This is a genomic window from Bordetella flabilis (assembly GCF_001676725.1).
In the GTDB taxonomy this organism is placed as follows: Bacteria; Pseudomonadota; Gammaproteobacteria; order Burkholderiales; family Burkholderiaceae_B; genus Bordetella_C; species Bordetella_C flabilis.
Genome location: NZ_CP016172.1, coordinates 2,900,903 through 2,917,099 on the forward strand (window position 1 = coordinate 2,900,903; position 16,197 = coordinate 2,917,099).

The following is a 16,197-nucleotide window of genomic DNA, read 5'->3' on the forward strand; positions in this document are numbered from 1 at the left end:
CTGAGAGGTTCCCTTCTTCTCTTACGAGGCACTCCTGACGCCATCGGGGCCCGTACGTGGTGCCAAGCCGCACCCATCCCTTGGCAAAAGCGATGGGTCGGAGTGCTGGATAATCACCATTATCCCTGTTCCGGCCCGACGCATCATGCGGCTACTCATCATTGAAGACGAACACAAGCTTGCCGACCACCTTCAGAAAGGCTTGTCCGAGCAGAACTATGCGGTGACCGTCGCACGCGACGGCCTGTCGGGGCGGCGCGCGGCGCTGGGCGGCGGCCACGACCTGATCATCCTGGACGTGATGCTGCCGGGCCTAGACGGCTTCGGCATTCTGGCCGAGGTGCGCCAGGCGGGCAATACGCCGGTGCTGATGCTCACGGCCCGCGACAAGGTCGAGGACCGCGTCAGAGGATTGGACGGCGGCGCGGATGACTACCTGGTCAAGCCCTTCGCCTTCTCAGAGCTGCTGGCCCGCGTGCACGCCTTGCTGCGGCGCGGGCGCAGCCATGAAGCGACGCTGCTGAAGCTGGCCGACCTCGAGCTTGACGTGGTGCGCCGTAAGGCCCATCGCGGCGGCACCCGTCTGGATCTCACCGCCAAGGAATACGTGCTGCTTTCCCTACTGTTGCGCCGCCAAGGCGAAGTAGTCTCGCGGGCGACCCTTGCCGAACAGGTGTGGGACATGCACTTTGACAGTGACACGAACGTCATCGAAGTCGCCGTCCGGCGGCTGCGCGCCAAGCTGGACGATCCGTTTGAGGTGAAGCTGCTGCATACGGTGCGCGGCCAAGGCTATGTTTTGAAGCGTGACGATGCATGAAGACCGCGGCCATCACCTCTATCCGCGTGCGCCTCACGCTGCTCTTGGCGGCGATCGCGCTAGTCGTGTCCAGCGTCGCGGGGTACACGCTTTTCCTCGCATTGAAGTACGAAGTGCAGCGCCGCGAAATGGCCGAAGTCGCCGGCAAGCTGGAGCTGATCGACCACCTGATCGGCATGCAAAGTACGCCCGAGGAGCTCGCTGCGCTCAAGGGCACCTTGGATAACATTCTCGTCGGCCACAACAATCTGAAGGCCTGGCTCGTCGATACGCAGGGCCGAGTCCTCTATGGCGACGCGCCCCCGCTGGCGTTGCGAATGGGACAGGGTCGCGAGGTCCTGGTGGAGACTGCGAGCGGAACGCGGATGCGGGCCCTTCAGGTGCCGGTGCACTCACAGGCCGCGCCGGGCGCGCTACTAACAGTCGCCATCGATACTCAGCCGAGCGCGGAATTTCTCTATGGTTTTGCCACGGTGCTATTGGCCATCTGTGCCTTCTGGGTCGGCGCCTCTGCCCTGCTGGCCGCCTGGGCAGTGCGCCGCAGCCTGGCCCCCGTGCACCGGCTGTCTCACCAGGCCGCGCGCATCCAACCCGATCATCTAGATCTGCGGCTGCCTGTGCAGGGCATCGACCGCGAGTTGCGCGAGCTGTCCGTCGCCTTTAACAGCACCCTGGATCGCCTGCAAGCAGCCTATCGGCAGCTCGAAGGCTTCAACGCCGATGTGGCGCACGAGCTTCGGACCCCTTTGGCCACCCTCATCAACGGTACCGAAATCATTCTGGCTACGGATCGCTCCAATGGCGAACTGCGCGAGGTCTTGGAATCCAATCTGGAGGAGCTGGTCGGCCTGAAGGCGTTGATCAACGACATGTTGTTCCTGGCGCGCGCCGATGGCGGCGAGCTTGCCCGCGATCTCCAGGAAATCCACATACAGGGCGAAATCCACCATGTGGCCGAATACTATGACGCGGCACTGCAAGAAGCACGGCTGACGCTGCGCCAGGCGGGCGACGCGCGCGTCCGGGCAAATCCTCGCCTACTGCGCCGCGCCCTCTCGAATCTGATTGCGAACGCCATCAAAGCCTCGCCGGCCGGGGCGACGTTGGAGATTGCCTGCATCGAGTCACTGACCGAAGTCGAGATCCGCGTCGTCAACGCCGGTGACGCCATACCGCCGCAGGCGCTGCCCCGGATTTTCGACCGCTTTTATCGGGTAGACGACGCACGCAGTCGCCGCGCCGAAGGACACGGTCTGGGCCTGGCCATCGTTCGTGCCATAGCGCAAATGCACGGTGGACGCGTCTTTGCGCTGTCCGAAGCGGGCCGTACGATCGTCGGCTTTACGCTCTCCCGCGCCCGTCCTGCCCAGGCGGCGCCCCCGCCCAGCGAGCCCACGCGTGCGCAATCCGCGCCGCAATTGCGAACCTGACATTCCCGTAATGAAACAGGGCCTTTCATATGCCCCATAGCGGTACGGCGCCTGCTGCCCTCCTGCGGCATCTTGGCGTTGGCATGACGCCCGCGCTGGTATCGACAGGAGAGCCACCATGGTCACGAACCAATTCGAGCAGTGCATCCGAGAATGTTATGCCTGCGCCACCGCGTGCGATACCTGCGCGGCGGCGTGCTTAGAGGAACCGAACGTCCAGGAGATGGTGGGCTGCATACGCTTGGACCTGGACTGCGCTGAGGTCTGCCGCTGCGGGGCGGGCGTGATGGGGAGAGGTAGCGACATCGCGGCAAACGTCTGCGCGTTGTGCGCCGACGTTTGCGCGGCTTGCGCGCAAGAGTGCGGCAAGCACGCGATGGAGCACTGTCAGGCGTGCGCCCGCGCCTGCGAGCGGTGCGCCCAGGCCTGCCGTGCCATGGCGGCATAGCCCTACGGCCGGTCCAAGCTCGGCGGCGGCGTTGGCGTCGGCTCGCCCGCAGCACCACCCGCCATACCACCCCGCCCTACCACGCGCGCCGCCTAGGGCGGCGCCATCACTGCCGGTTGGGACGGGTCCAGCGTACCCAGCCACGCGACGGCGGCCAAGATGAGGATGGCGGCGCCCGTTTCCCAAGCGAGACTCCTGCGCAGTCCCGCCACCGCCTGGGCGGTAAGTCCGGTCCCTAGGCTGCGCTCCAACTTGGGCGTGAGGTGATACCGATTCGTGGCCGCGAGTGCCAGCATCAAAGCAAAAAGGCCCAGCTTCGTGAGCAGCAGCTGTCCGTATTGGGTGGAGATCAGCCCGGACACTTGCAGCCCGGCGATCAGGCAGTAATTCACCACGCCGGTCACCACGAGGGCGAGCACAATGATGGTGCCGATCCACGCAAAACCCGACAGCCCCTGGCGTAGCAAGCGCAACTGGCCGAGCCCCGCCAGTTGTCGTGGGCGCAACAGCAGCGCGAATGTCACCAGCGCGCCGATCCATCCGGCGGCGGCAATCAGGTGAAGAATGTCGGCCGTGAAATGCACGTACCGGCGTGCGCCTTCGTCCATCGCCCCGTGCCCGCTCCAGGCCACGGTGGCCAGGGACACGATCCCCAAGGCTCCTGCCCATCCAAGCGATACGGTGTTCTGTCGTGTGGAGAGCAACGCCGATAGCGCAACCAGTGCCATGGCCGCGATGCGCACCGCCCACGCGACGCCGGCGTCGGTCTCGGTCAGCATCATAAGCACCACATGCCTCTCCAGATCGCCGAGCTCGGATACGTCGCTCATGACCATGGCAAGCATCACCATATGGCACAACGAAAGCACTAGTCCAATGCCCGCCAATGCGATCAGCAGGCCGCGCAATCCGATCGCCGTGGCGACCTGGTCGGCCTGCCTGCGAAATGCAAGTATCGCGATCAGCGGCAAGCCCGCGAGCAGTGTGAGATCCAAGTACAACGCGAAGCGGATTGTCGCGTTGAGACCGCCGTCCATCGACCTACTTCACCTGGAAGGAGAAGTTCCCTGTCACGGGGTGGGTGTCCGAGGAAACCGCGCGCCATTCCACGCGGTACGTTCCAGCCGTCAAAGGTTGAGTCGGGGTGATCACCATGGTCTTGGGGTCATCGCTGCCGGAGACGCGCGACCCGATGGCCATCGGCGCATGCGCGCCCATGCCCGGCATTGCCGTCATGAGCAGCTTGGCGCCGGAGAACTGAGGCACCAACGATTCAGAAAAGCGCAGTTCGATCTGCTTGGGGGCGGGTCCTTCGGCCTGCGCTTGTGGCGCGGACGATACCAATTTGGGGTGCGCCTGAGCGAGAGTTCCAGTGAAAACACCTGCGATGAGCGCTGCCGCGCTGAAGGTCGATCGAATGATTGCCATAATAATTACGGATGAAGTGGATAGAAACGAAGTCAGATCGATGCGACAGGCCTACAACGGTAAGAACTCGCCAGACCAAGGAAGATTGTTCAAAACCACATGCGTACGCCGACCAGGAACCGTGTCTCGCTGCGGCTACCCCCATCGGCTCGCGCAAAGTCTGCGGTGTTCCCGTACGAGCGATTCCACGTCACTCCGATATAGGGGGCGAACTCGCGCCGGATCTCATAGCGCAACCGCAGCCCCACCTCGGAATTGGCCAGACCCGAACCGACGCCGCGCGCGGCATCGTTCTTGCCATAGAAATTGACCTCCGCCATGGGCTGCAAGATCAACCGATTGGTGATCAGAATGTCGTACTCGCCTTTCAGGCGCAACGCGGTTTGGCCGCTGTCGCCGACAAAGCCGGTGATCTCCGATTCGAAGTTGTATAACGCCAGCCCTTGCAGCCCGAAAGCGGCCCAGGTCTGCGACGGCCCGGGCTTGGAATCCTGCCGGATGCCGCCGACCAGATCCCACCAGGGTGTGATCGAATGACCCCACAGGGCCTGCACTTCCGCATGTTCCAATGCGCCATTGGTGCGTTCGCCTTCGGACCGTAGCCATAGTCGGTCGATGTCGCCGCCGATCCAGCCGGTGAAGTCCCAGTTCAGGGCGCTCCCGTCCTTGGCGTCCTGCCATTCCAGCTCATCGAACAGGAATTGGTAGTTGATCGCCGTATCGTGGACCATGTGGCCTTCCGAATCGAAGGCAGCTGCCCTACGGTCCGCATCGGTCAATACCGGGATCGGTGTGCGGCTTTGTGTGGGTACACCCGTCTGTGCCGCTGCGGCCGGCGGCAAGGTGAGGGCAAAAACGGTAGTGGCCATGGCCGTCAGGACCGCCGCTGTGCGATGAAAGGTCGCCATCATGGGTCCTTTCATTCCTGTACGCGGACTTCGCGGAACATGCCCATCTCCATGTGGTACAGGAGGTGGCAGTGATACGCCCAACGCCCCAGAGCATCCGCCGTAACCCGGTAACTGCGTTTGGAGCCCGGCGGCATGTCGATGGTGTGCTTGCGCACCATGAAGTTGCCCTCCTCGTCCTCCAGGTCGCTCCACATGCCATGCAAGTGAATTGGGTGGCTCATCATCGTGTCATTTATCAAAACGATCCGGACGCGTTCTCCGTATTTGAGCGGCACGGGCTTGGCATCCGAAAACTTGATGCCGTCGAAGGACCAGACGAATTTCTCCATGTGACCAGTCAGGTGCAGTTCGATGGTCCGGCTCGGTTCCCGTCCATCTGGATCTTCAAACGTGCTTCGCAGATCCGCGTAGGTCAGGACTCGCCTTCCGTTTTCCCGCAGGCCGATACCCGGATCGTCCAGTTTCGGGACTGGATTCATCACCTGCATATCCACCAAGGGGTTACCGTCCTCGGACGCCGGATGGCTCTGCATCCCATCCATGCCGTGCATCTGGCCTTGCATACCCCGCATCTTGCTGTGATCCATGCCTGCCATGCTGCCGGCGTCCATGGTCTGTATCTGGTCTGGTGTACCGTGCATTGAGCCGTGCTCGCCGTGCTCGATCGCCATCGAGCTGGAACCCATAGCGCCCATGCTGCCGTGGTCCATCCCGCCCATTCCCATATCGTCCATGGTGACCAAGGGGCGCGGATCCATCGGAGGGACCGGGGCGGTGCGCCCCTCGGAGCTCGTCAGGGTACCCCGGGCGTAGCCGGTCCGGTCCATGGATTGGGCGAAGATCGTGTACGCGTCATCGCCGGCGGGCTCGACCAGCACGTCATAGGTTTCCGCCACGGCGATGCGAAACTCGTCCACACTGACGGGCTTGACATACTGGCCGTCGGCAGCCACCACGGTCATTTTCAGACCGGGGATCCGCACATCGAAATAGCTCATCGCCGAGCCATTGATAAAGCGCAGGCGCACCCGCTCGCCGCGCCGGAAGATGCCTGTCCATCCTGGCTCGGGCGCGCTCCCGTTCATCAGATATGTGTAGGTATAGCCGCTGACATCTGCCAGGTCCGTGGGATTCATGCGCATTTCCGCCCACATCATCCGGTCATCAACCGTTGCGCCCCACCCCTTCGACTTCACATCCCGGACGAAGTCCACGAGCGTGCGCTTATGGAAGTTGTAGTAGTCAGCTTGCTTCTTCAACTTCCTGGCAATATTGGCCGGAGCCTCGTCGGTCCAGTCCGACAGCATGATCACGTAATCGCGGTCATAGGCGAAGGGCTCCTGGTCCTTCGCCTCGATCACTAAGGGCCCATACACACCGGACTGCTCCTGGAACGCCGAATGACTGTGATACCAGTAGGTGCCATTCTGCTTAACCTTGAACTCGTAGACGTACATGCCGTCGGGCGCGATGCCGTGAAAGCTCAGGCCCGGTACACCGTCCATGTTTGCGGGCAGGATAATGCCGTGCCAATGGATCGACGTTGTTTCCTTGAGGCGGTTGCGCACCCGTAGGGTGACGGTGTCGCCTTCGCGCCAGCGAAGAATCGGCCCAGGAATGCCGCCATTGATCGTCAAGGCGGTACGGCGGTCACCGGTGAAATTCACCGGCGCCTCCTCTATGGACAGGTCGAACTGCTTGCCCGTCAATACGCCGGACTGATCCGATTCATTAGTGGCCCACGAGGTGCGCCATAAGCCCAGCCCCCCCATCAGCCCACTGGCGCCGAGGGCCTTGACGAACCTACGTCTGGAATTCGGAGGTTGCATTGCGTTCCGGTAATAAGTACGCGCTGTACAACCACGTCCTGCGGGTGGGCGAACGCGCCCTGCCCAGGCGTGCTTGCCAGCCGCGAGCGTTGTGACGACGAGATGTTGCCATATCGCCTATCACGCTCGATTACATTTATGTCAGGTTCCGGCGCCATCGATGTAGCGCTTACCAGTGCAACACGAGCACGGTCGACGCGCTCAGGACGCCAGCGCGCACATCTTGTCGACAGTGGCGCGCCGTTCCTCCTGATCGCATACAGGCCATGCGGGATGAAGTCGGTCAGGCCTGAGCGCGCCGACGTCGCGCCCTGATAAAACGGCCCGCAACCCGAAGCACCTGCCGGCGCCCCTAAAATTCACGAAAACTGAAGTTAAGGCAAGGGAAAAACATAATTGACCTAAATTGCTGCGTGCTACGCTCTGCCCAGAACCAAGCCGACTCCCGGCTCACGGGTGCGAAAGGAGACTGACATGGTGGAACAGAGCAAGGGTATGCAACGGCGCGCCGCGGTCCAGTCCTTGATGGACCAGGTCCACATCGCATTGGACGGTCGCGAGGTGACACCCGTAGCATTGAAGAGAATCGAATCCGCCTTGGGCGCCCTGGCGAGTATCCCGGGGCTGTTCGGTCCGGAGAGTTTTCCACCCTCCGGCGATACCGGCGGCATCGCCCTGTATCAGCTGCACAGGGAGCCGGATGACGGCATCGCGCTCTACTTGAATGTGCTGCTGCCAGGCAAAAGCAGCAAGCCGCACGACCATACCACCTGGGCCGCCATCGCGGCCCTGCAGGGCGCCGAGACAAACAAGGTCTATCGCCGGGTCGATGACGGCTCGGTACCTGGGCGGGCGAAATTGGAGCATGTGCGTACCGTCGTCGTGCAACCCGGAACGACGGTCGGCTTCATGCCCGCCGACATTCACAGTATCCATGGCGAAGGCAGCGAGGTCATACGCCATCTTCACCTGTACGGCCGGCCATTGGACAAACTCGACGGACGGCAGGGATTCGACCTGGAATCAGGCACCGTCACGAGCTACAACAAGAACTACATGACGCCCGCGATCGTCTGCGGCGATCTGGCATCCGTCTGAAGGATACGCGGTGACGAGCGCCAGAAATCCCTACATCGACCGGTTGGGGCCCTACCCCATGGTGCGCATGGCGCGCCTCCTGTCGGATATCAACCCACCGGCGGACAAGCCGCTGATCCGGTTTTCCATCGGAGAGCCCAAGCACGCATTGCCGCAGGTGCTCGTGGATGCGTTGGCCGGAGCCGCGGGGAAAGTCAATGCCTACCCGCCTTCGCGCGGGTCCGATGCCATGCACCGCAGCATTGCCAATTGGGTGGAGCGCCGCTTCGCTCCTGCTCGCGTGGACCCGCGCAGCGAGGTCCTTCCCGTCAATGGCGCGCGGGAAGGTCTGTTTTCCTTCGCCGAAGCAGTCCTGGACAAGACACGCGCAGATAGCCTGGTCATCTGTCCCAATCCCGGCTACGCCGTCTACGACGGCGTCACGAAGTTGTCGGGCCTGACGCCCCGGTACTTCGCGACGCATGGCGACGGCCCTGTCGGGGAGCGCTATGCCGCCATTCCCGCGGAAATCTGGCGCCGCACCCAAATGATATTCGTCTGCACACCGGATAATCCGCGCGGAGACACATTGGCGCTGGACGACTGGCGGACGCTCTTTCGGCTGTCCGACGAGCACGGTTTCATCATCGCCGCCGACGAATGCTATAGCGAGATTTATGTCAACGGTGTCGCCCCGCTGGGCGCCTTGCAAGCGGCCGCGCAACTGGGGCGAGCCGGCTACGAACGGTTGGTGGCGTTTTTCAGCCTGTCGAAGCGCTCGAACGCGACGGGACTCCGGTCCGGTTTCATTGCCGGCGATGCGGCACTGCTGCAGCAAACCGAACAGTTCCGCTCCTACAACGGCGGAGGTATGAACCAGGCGGTCGAAGCCGCAAGCATCGCGGCCTGGGACGACGAAGCGCATGTCCAGGCCAATCGCGAGCGTTATCGACGCAAGTTCGAGAAGGTCATCCCGCTGCTGCAATCGGTTCTCCCCGTCCAGGAGCCGCGGGCCGGGTTCTTCCTCTGGGTCGATGTGCGCCATACCGGCATGAGCGACGAAGCTTTCGCACGCGCGCTCATGGCGGAGGAACACGTGCAGGTACTGCCGGGCACCTATTTGACGCATGAATGCGAAGGCGTGGATCCCGGCATCGGCTACGTTCGCCTTGCCCTCGTGGCTGATGAGGGCGAATGCATGGAGGGCGCCCGCCGGATCGTCCGGTTCTGCGAGAACCGAAAGTCGCGGGCCCAAGCCGCATGAGCGCCCTCGACGAGCTACGCCCGGCGACCCGGCTTGTCCATGCGGGTCAGCCGGATTGCAGCAATGGCACTGCGCCGGTGAATATTCCGGTCGTCAGGACCAGCACCGTGCGCTTTCGCGACTGCGAGGAGATGGATGCAATCCACCACAGGCGTGATGGGGGTGAAACCATATCTGCCTACGGCCGCCATGGCACGGAGACGCATCGGGCCCTGGAAGAGGCGCTATGCACGCTGGAGGGGGGGCATCGCGCCCTTCTCTGCCCGTCTGGACTGGGTGCGATTTCCCTATCTTTCCTTGCCCTGACGCACAGCGGCGCCCATGTCCTTGCCAGTGATAACGTCTATCAGCCCATCAAGCGTATCGATGCGGCGCTGTTACGCAAGATGGGCGTCGAGGTCAGTTTCTTCAGCGCCTCGAAGGACCGGGTGCAGGACCATCTGCGGCCGAACACCACCCTGATCTATAGCGAGAGCCCCGGTTCGAGTCTTTACGAAATGGCCGATCTGCAGGTACTGGGTGCCGAGGCTGCACGGCGCGGCATCGCACTAGTTGTCGACAATACCTGGGCTTCGGGCTATCTGTTCAACCCGCTCGCCTCTGGCGCGACCGTTTCGATACTCGCCAATACGAAATACATTTCCGGCCATTCGGACCTGATGCAAGGCGCCGTGGTTCTCGGAGATCCCGCCCTGGCAAAGACGTTCGACGCTGCCTACGACGCCATGGGCTTCTGCGTCGGCGCCGACGATGCCTACCTCGCCCTGCGGGGACTGCGCACCCTGGGTGTCCGCATGGAACGACACGGCGACAACGCGCTAAAGGTCGCCGAACACCTGCGGCGGCTGCCGAGGGTACGGCGGGTGTACTGCCCCGCCCTACCAGATCATCCCGGGCACGAATTGTGGAAACGGGATTTTCGCGGAACCAACGGCTTGATCAGTGTCGAGTTCGACGACTTTGAGTGGGCTCGCATTACCGCTGTGGCCGATCATCTATCACTGTTTTCCATCGGCGCTTCCTGGGGCGGCTACGAAAGCCTTGCGCTGCCTACGCACGGTGACAAGCTCGCGTCCCAATCCAGTTGGAGCGGCGCGGCTGGCGTGCTTCGCCTGCATATCGGCCTGGAAGACCCGCAAGATCTGATCGATGACCTGGTGCGCGCCATCGATCTCGCTGCAAACCTGCCCATCCCCATCGGGGCGGCAATTTCCTGACCCGAACCGTTCTCTGGAGAGTACCGCATGAAGCTCTACTACGCTGTCGGCACATGTTCCATGGCTGTCCATCTGCTACTCGAAGAAATCGGCGAGCCGTTCGAGCGCCATCTGCTGCGTTTTTCCGCGGGCGACCAGAAGAAGCCCGAATACCTGGCGATCAACCCGAAGGGCAAGGTGCCCGCATTGCAAACAGAGGACGGTGTCATTACCGAGATGCCGGTGATCTGCCATTACCTGGCCCACCGCTTCCCACAGGCCAGGCTGTTGCCCGATGCATTCATGCCCAGAGTTCGAGCCATGGAAATGCTCGACTACATCGCCGCTACGGTGCACATGCGCGGCTTCAGCCGCCTGGCCAATCCGGCCGCGTTTTCGCCGGATGGCGACCCGCACCGGGTGAGCAGTGATGGCCGCAAGTTCGTCGAGGACGGACTGGGCATCATGGAGGCTGCATTGGGGGATAGACCCTTCGCGTTGGGACAGCAGTTCAGCATCCTGGATGCCGGCTACTTCCTGATCGAGTGGTGGGCAGGCAGGCGCGAGATCGGCCTGCCGCCGGCAATGGAGGCCCACTACGAACGCATGCTGACTCGTCCTGCCGTGCGGCGCATGCTGGCCGACGAAGACAAATATCGCTGACGCATATGCCGCGACGATCTGCGCGGGCAATCGCTGCAGATCGTCGTCATGCGCCGCGGCGGGCTGCCCAGCGTCAATATGCGCCGGGCCTCCCAATTCGTGGCGGTTAGTCCAGTTGCAGGTTCAACGGCCGGATGATCTTGCCCCACCGGTCGAGTTCTTTGTCCACGAACACCGCGAATTGCTTCTGGTCCATGGTGGCGGCAACGGCTCCCAGGCTGTCCAACTTGTCCTTGGAAACCTTGGACGTCATGACCTTGCGAACCATCCGGTCGACTTTCTGGACGATCGCGTCGGGCGTGCCGGCAGGGGCGAAAATCGCGTACCACGACGTCACGTCATAGCCCGGGACCGTGTCGGCGATCGGCGGCAGGTTCGGAGTCAATGGCGAGCGCTCGGCCGATGTCACAGCGAGCCCCTTCAGTTGGCCCTGGCGGATATAAGGCAGCGATTCATTGACCATCACCATCGTGGCGCTGCCGCCGATCACGTCGCTCAGCGCCTGTACCCCGCTTTTGTAGGGCACCAGCACCATGTCGACCTTGGCCATGTCGCGAAACAGGATGCACGACAAATACGTGCTGGTCCCCACTCCGGAATTGGCGCAACTGTACTTGCCCGGACTGGACCGCAACAGCTCGATCAGTTCTATGGTGTTGGAGACCGGCAGCTTGGGGTTGACGGCTAGATAATTGGGCACCGTGGCCAGCAAGGAGACTGGCACCAGCTCCTTGCGCATATCGACCAGCGGCTTCTTATAGGTGACTTCATTCAGGACCGTCGCCACGCCGCCAAGTAATAAGGTATAGCCGTCGGCCGGCGATCGGGCCGCCGCCAGCGAGCCCAGCATGCTGCCAGCGCCGGGCTTGTTCTCCACGATGACAGGTTGGTTAATCTCTTCGCCCAACTGCTGCGCTACCATGCGCGCCAGGATGTCAGTGTTTCCACCCGCACCGAAGGGAACGATGATCTTGATCGGGTTGTCCGGCCAAGCTGCCTGGCTGGCTAGAGTGAAAGCTGCGAGCGCGGTACACGCGGCCGCACGCAGTAGCTGGCGTCTGTACATGGCATTGTCTCCTGAGTCGTTGTGATATGCTTCGAGCGCGATTTCCGGCTAAGCCACGTCTAACCGGCCGCCACAATCTAGCATCGAACTTCTTAGGCTAATTCTGTTTTTTTGAAAACCTGAGTTCGGCTTTCCTGAAGTTATGTCCTTGCGCAGACTCAAAACACTGGTGGCCGTGGCGGATCATGGAAGCATCACGGCCGCCGCCGAAGTGCTGTTTCTCAGCGTGCCGGCCGTCAGCGCGCATATCACCGATCTTGAAGCCGACTACCGTTGCGAGCTGCTGGATCGCCGTCGTAAGCCCGCACGCCTGAACGAGGCCGGCCGCTCGCTTGCGCTGCGGGCGCGAGAGATCATCCAGCAGTACGACAGATTGCACGAGGCGGTACTGGACCAGCCGGATATCTCGGGCGTCCTCACACTGGGCGCGTCGGTCACGGTGCTGACGAACGTTATTCCACCCGCGCTGCAAACGCTGATGCGCACACACCCTCGGCTGCAGATTCAAATGCAGTACGCGCGTCCCGGCACACTGCTCGAGCAGCTCTCCCACGGGGAGATAGACGCCGCCGTCATCGGCCAGCCCCGCGGCTACGTCTCAAATGTGAAGTGGACCAAGTTCGCGCGCGAGCCAATCCTGGTGATTGCGCCGCCCCATGCGCGCGGGAAGACCGACGAAACCCTGTTGCGCGAGTTTCCGTATATCCGGTATGGCAAGCAGTTCTGGGTGAGCCATGAAATCGAGGAGCACCTTACCCGGCGCCGCATCGCCCTGCGTCCTAGTATGGTCGTCGAATCGCGCGAAGCGATCGAAGTCATGGTGCGCCATGGCCTGGGCGTCTCTATCGTCCCGCAGTCCGACCCTACCATCGCACGATTCTACGGCCTTCGCATCGTGCCATTGGGCAAACCGCCCATGATGCGCGACGTAGGCTTGGCGGAACGCATTAGCGGCCCCAAGGAGCGGCTGATCGCCGCGCTGTTCGAGACATTGAAGACCACCGCCCGCCAAGGCCGTGCGCAGCGCGCAACAAGTCGGACGAAAACCTCTGCCGGCAAAAATTGAGAGGCCCGCATAACTTCAGAGGACTGGAAGTTATACCTAGGCAAATACATAGATACGCCTAACACCAGCGTGCTAGATTCCCGGTCAACCACACCGAGGGAATCATGAGTCAATCCAGTGTTGCGTCAGTTGGGATGCGGTCGAAGAAGGACCAGCCACAGCCGGCCGCCGTTACGGCGAGCGAACTCAAGCAGCTCATCGCGGGCGAATCGGAGCTTGCGCTGCTGGATGTGCGGGAAACCGGTGCGTTTTCAGCTCGGCATATTTTCTATTCGATATCGCTTCCGCTGAGCCACATGGAGCAGCGAGCCGCGGCGCTGGTTCCACGCAAGGCGACGCCGATTGTGCTGGTGGACGCAGGCGACGAGCAAAAACTGGCCGAACGCGCTGCCGCCCTGTTGAGCGCTTGCGGCTACACGGACATAACGTTGCTGAAGGACGGGCTGCGCGGCTGGGAACAGGCAGGCTACCAATTTTTCTCCGGGGTTTTTGTGCCGAACAAGGCGTTCGGGGAGTACATAGAACATCAGTACGACACGCCCTGCATCGACGCGGCCCTATTGCAGCAATGGAAGCAGGAGGGCAAGGACATCATCATTCTCGACAGCCGGCCCTATGAAGAGTTCCGGCAGTTCAGCCTGCCGGGCGGCATCAACTGCCCGGGCGCGGAGCTGGTCTATCGGGCATTCAGCATGGCGCATAACCCCGATACCACGATCGTCGTCAATTGCGCCGGGCGCACGCGCGGTATCATCGGCGCGCAATCGCTGATCAACGCCGGCATTTCCAACCGCGTGGTTACGCTGAAAAACGGGACTGCCGGCTGGTACCTGAATGGCGGGAAATTGCGCGAAGGCTCCAGCGATGTTGCCCCCCCGCCCACAGCGGAGGGCCTGGCGCGTGCCATCGCCGCATCGGAGCGGGTGGCTCGGCGTTTCGGCGTGCGGGAAATCGACGGCAATGAACTGGAAAGGCTGCGTGCCGACAAGGACCGCACGCTTTTCCTGTTGGATGTACGGTCGCCGGACGAATACGCCGCGGGCCACGTTCCCGGTTCTCGCAGCGCGCCTGGCGGTCAGCTCATACAGTCCACCGAGCACTACGCGGGCGTGCTGCGCGCGCGTCTCGTGCTAGTGGATGACAATCGCGTACGCGCCCGGATGACAGCGTCATGGCTTGTCCAAATGGGCTGGAAGGACGTCTATGTCCTGGCGGAAGGCCTGAGCGCCGCATCCTGCCTCGAACGTGGGCCCGAACGCGCTGCGCGGCTGCGCGACGCGCCGCGCGAAGAGAACGAAATGGGGGTTGCCGAGGCCTACGAGATCTGGCGATCGGGCGACGCCGTCATCCTCGACTTCGGCAATAGCCTGTCGTATCGCCGCGGCCATATCCCGGGGGCGTGGTTCGCCGTTCGATCGCGTATCCGCGCGTCATTGCCAGGCGTGTCGGACGGACGACGCATCATCGTGACGTCGGATGACGGCAGCCTGGCCTACTATGCAGCGCAAGATCTGCGTGCCGTCGGCGCGCGCGAGGTGTATGTGCTGCGCGGCGGTACGGCCGCCTGGGAGCAGGCGGGCCTTGCACTGGAGCAGGGGTTCGAACACATGGCCGACGACAACGACGACGTGTGGTACGGTCCCTACGATTTCGACGACCGGGCCGGCGCGATGCAGGCGTATCTGTCATGGGAAGTGGGCCTGGTCGCGCAGCTCGAGAAAGAGGACGCCGCGTTCCTGCCCGCGAGCAAATAGAGCGACGCTGGCGAACCTTACCTTGCGGCAAATGCAGGATGACCTCCGTATGAATCTGACCGAATTTCGCAGCGTGCCGGAAATCCTGTTTGGCGCCGGGCTCGCTCGCCGTCTTGGGGACGTGCTGGCCAGGCGGTGCAAAGGCCGTCGCGTCTTCGTGGCAACCGACGCGGGCTTTCATGGGACCGGGCTGCTTCGGCAACCGCTGGACTCGCTCGGCGAAGCCGGATTCACAGTGACGCTTTTCACCGGTGTGGTCGCCGATCCGCCCACTGAGGTTGTGCAGCACGCCGTCCGTTGCTGCCGGGACGCGGACTGCGACGTGGTCTTGGGCGTGGGAGGAGGATCCTCGATGGACGTGGCCAAGCTGGTGGCCGCGCTCGCCCTCACGGGGCAGGATATTTCCGACGCCTACGGTATCGACCGCCTGGCGGGTCCGCGCCTGCCGTTGATGCAAATGCCCACGACCGCCGGTACCGGATCCGAAGCCACGCCGGTAGCTATCGTCACGACAGGCGCGCAAAGCAAGATGGGTGTCGTGTCGCCGCTGCTGTTGTGCGACATTGCGCTGCTCGATCCGAGCCTGACGTTGGGTCTGCCCGCCGGCGTCACCGCGGCGACCGGCGTGGACGCCATGGTGCATGCTGTCGAGGCGTACACCAGCCGGCTGCGCAAGAATCCGCTATCGGATCAGGCCGCGCGCGAGGCGCTGCGGTTGCTCGGCCGCGCCATCGAGCGCGCCTGCGAAGACGGCGCGGATCTGCACGCCCGATCCGACATGCTGCTCGGAGCCATGCTGGCGGGACAGGCCTTCGCCAACGCGCCGGTCGCAGCCGTACACGCCCTGGCCTATCCAGTGGGGGCACTATTTCACATCCCGCATGGCGTCTCCAACGCGCTCATGCTTGGCCCGGTCCTGCGTTTCAACGCCGAGGCGGCCGCGCGGCCTTATGCCGAGCTGGCCGCCCTTCTCATTCCCAACGCCATAGGCAGTGATACGGATCGGGCACTCGCCCTGGCAGATTACTTCGAGGCGCTGATCACCCGCCTCAAATTGCCTGTGCACCTGAGTGACGTTGGCATTTCCGCAGCCGACCTCCCGACACTGGCCGAACAAGCCATGCAGCAGCAGCGGCTGCTCGTCAATAATCCTCGCACTGTCGAATTGGCCGATGCGCTGGCGCTGTACCAGCGTGCATATTGAAGTCAGGCGGCGTAGGGTTCCGTCGCAAGTGGATCAAACGC

General features: G+C 62.8%; 15 protein-coding genes. 10 read left to right on the plus strand and 5 right to left on the minus strand.

The genetic code is table 11. The annotated features are described in order from the left end of the window. Positions 1-145 precede the first annotated feature (145 nt). The 3 genes from BAU07_RS12635 to BAU07_RS27865 all read left to right on the plus strand — a co-directional run bounded on the left by BAU07_RS12635 (position 146) and on the right by BAU07_RS27865 (position 2,698). Positions 146-820, plus strand: a complete 675-nt coding sequence (locus BAU07_RS12635; protein ID WP_066658137.1) for a heavy metal response regulator transcription factor — start codon at positions 146-148, stop codon at positions 818-820. After that, a complete protein-coding gene (locus BAU07_RS12640; protein WP_066658139.1) occupies positions 817-2,250 on the plus strand; it encodes a heavy metal sensor histidine kinase in 1,434 nt (477 codons plus the stop codon). Before BAU07_RS12635 ends, BAU07_RS12640 begins: the two co-directional genes overlap by 4 nt. Before the next feature lie 118 nt (positions 2,251-2,368). Next, complete coding sequence (locus BAU07_RS27865) at positions 2,369-2,698, plus strand: four-helix bundle copper-binding protein (protein ID WP_066658141.1); 330 nt, start codon at positions 2,369-2,371, stop codon at positions 2,696-2,698. Positions 2,699-2,790: 92 nt separating this feature from the next. On the opposite strand, the gene copD is transcribed toward BAU07_RS27865, so the two are convergent. The 4 genes from copD to BAU07_RS12665 form a co-directional block, all read right to left on the minus strand. After that, positions 2,791-3,735, minus strand: a complete 945-nt coding sequence (copD, locus tag BAU07_RS12650) for a copper homeostasis membrane protein CopD (RefSeq protein ID WP_066658143.1) — start codon at positions 3,733-3,735, stop codon at positions 2,791-2,793. A 4-nt stretch (positions 3,736-3,739) separates the two neighbouring features. Then, entirely contained in the window at positions 3,740-4,126 is a 387-nt protein-coding gene (gene copC / locus BAU07_RS12655) for a copper homeostasis periplasmic binding protein CopC (protein ID WP_066658145.1), read from the minus strand. Positions 4,127-4,215: 89 nt separating this feature from the next. After that, positions 4,216-5,037, minus strand: coding sequence for a copper resistance protein B (locus tag BAU07_RS12660; RefSeq protein ID WP_415830228.1), 822 nt, complete (start codon positions 5,035-5,037; stop codon positions 4,216-4,218). A gap of 8 nt (positions 5,038-5,045) precedes the next feature. Continuing rightward, positions 5,046-6,866, minus strand: a complete 1,821-nt coding sequence (locus BAU07_RS12665; RefSeq protein WP_066658148.1) for a copper resistance system multicopper oxidase — start codon at positions 6,864-6,866, stop codon at positions 5,046-5,048. A 474-nt stretch (positions 6,867-7,340) separates the two neighbouring features. Here BAU07_RS12665 and BAU07_RS12670 point away from each other — a divergent pair, with 474 nt between their 5' ends. The 4 genes from BAU07_RS12670 to BAU07_RS12685 are packed head-to-tail and all read left to right on the plus strand — an operon-like array spanning position 7,341 to position 11,066. Continuing rightward, positions 7,341-7,964 (plus strand): cysteine dioxygenase family protein, encoded by a 624-nt coding sequence (locus tag BAU07_RS12670; protein WP_066658150.1) that lies wholly within the window; start codon positions 7,341-7,343, stop codon positions 7,962-7,964. A gap of 10 nt (positions 7,965-7,974) precedes the next feature. Next, positions 7,975-9,207 carry a succinyldiaminopimelate transaminase gene (gene dapC, locus BAU07_RS12675; protein ID WP_066658152.1) on the plus strand — a complete coding sequence of 411 codons (1,233 nt, stop codon included), beginning with the start codon at positions 7,975-7,977 and terminating at the stop codon, positions 9,205-9,207. After that, the gene (locus tag BAU07_RS12680; RefSeq protein WP_066658154.1) at positions 9,204-10,424 is read left to right on the plus strand and encodes a trans-sulfuration enzyme family protein; all 1,221 of its coding nucleotides are present in this window, start codon (positions 9,204-9,206) and stop codon (positions 10,422-10,424) included. The genes dapC and BAU07_RS12680 overlap by 4 nt, the downstream gene beginning before the upstream one ends. A 27-nt stretch (positions 10,425-10,451) precedes the next feature. Further along, a complete protein-coding gene (locus BAU07_RS12685) occupies positions 10,452-11,066 on the plus strand; it encodes a glutathione S-transferase family protein (RefSeq protein ID WP_066658157.1) in 615 nt (204 codons plus the stop codon). A 106-nt stretch (positions 11,067-11,172) separates the two neighbouring features. Here the strand turns inward: BAU07_RS12685 and BAU07_RS12690 are convergent, their stop codons facing one another. After that, entirely contained in the window at positions 11,173-12,132 is a 960-nt protein-coding gene (locus BAU07_RS12690; protein ID WP_066658159.1) for a Bug family tripartite tricarboxylate transporter substrate binding protein, read from the minus strand. Between the two features lie 169 nt (positions 12,133-12,301). Here BAU07_RS12690 and BAU07_RS12695 point away from each other — a divergent pair, with 169 nt between their 5' ends. The 3 genes from BAU07_RS12695 (at position 12,302) to BAU07_RS12705 (ending at position 16,156) form a co-directional block, all read left to right on the plus strand. Continuing rightward, a complete protein-coding gene (locus BAU07_RS12695) occupies positions 12,302-13,198 on the plus strand; it encodes a LysR family transcriptional regulator (protein ID WP_198168905.1) in 897 nt (298 codons plus the stop codon). A 104-nt stretch (positions 13,199-13,302) separates the two neighbouring features. Then, complete coding sequence (locus BAU07_RS12700) at positions 13,303-14,952, plus strand: rhodanese-like domain-containing protein (RefSeq protein ID WP_084025673.1); 1,650 nt, start codon at positions 13,303-13,305, stop codon at positions 14,950-14,952. A 49-nt stretch (positions 14,953-15,001) separates the two neighbouring features. Beyond that, a complete protein-coding gene (locus BAU07_RS12705; protein WP_066658166.1) occupies positions 15,002-16,156 on the plus strand; it encodes an iron-containing alcohol dehydrogenase in 1,155 nt (384 codons plus the stop codon). Positions 16,157-16,197 lie beyond the last annotated feature (41 nt).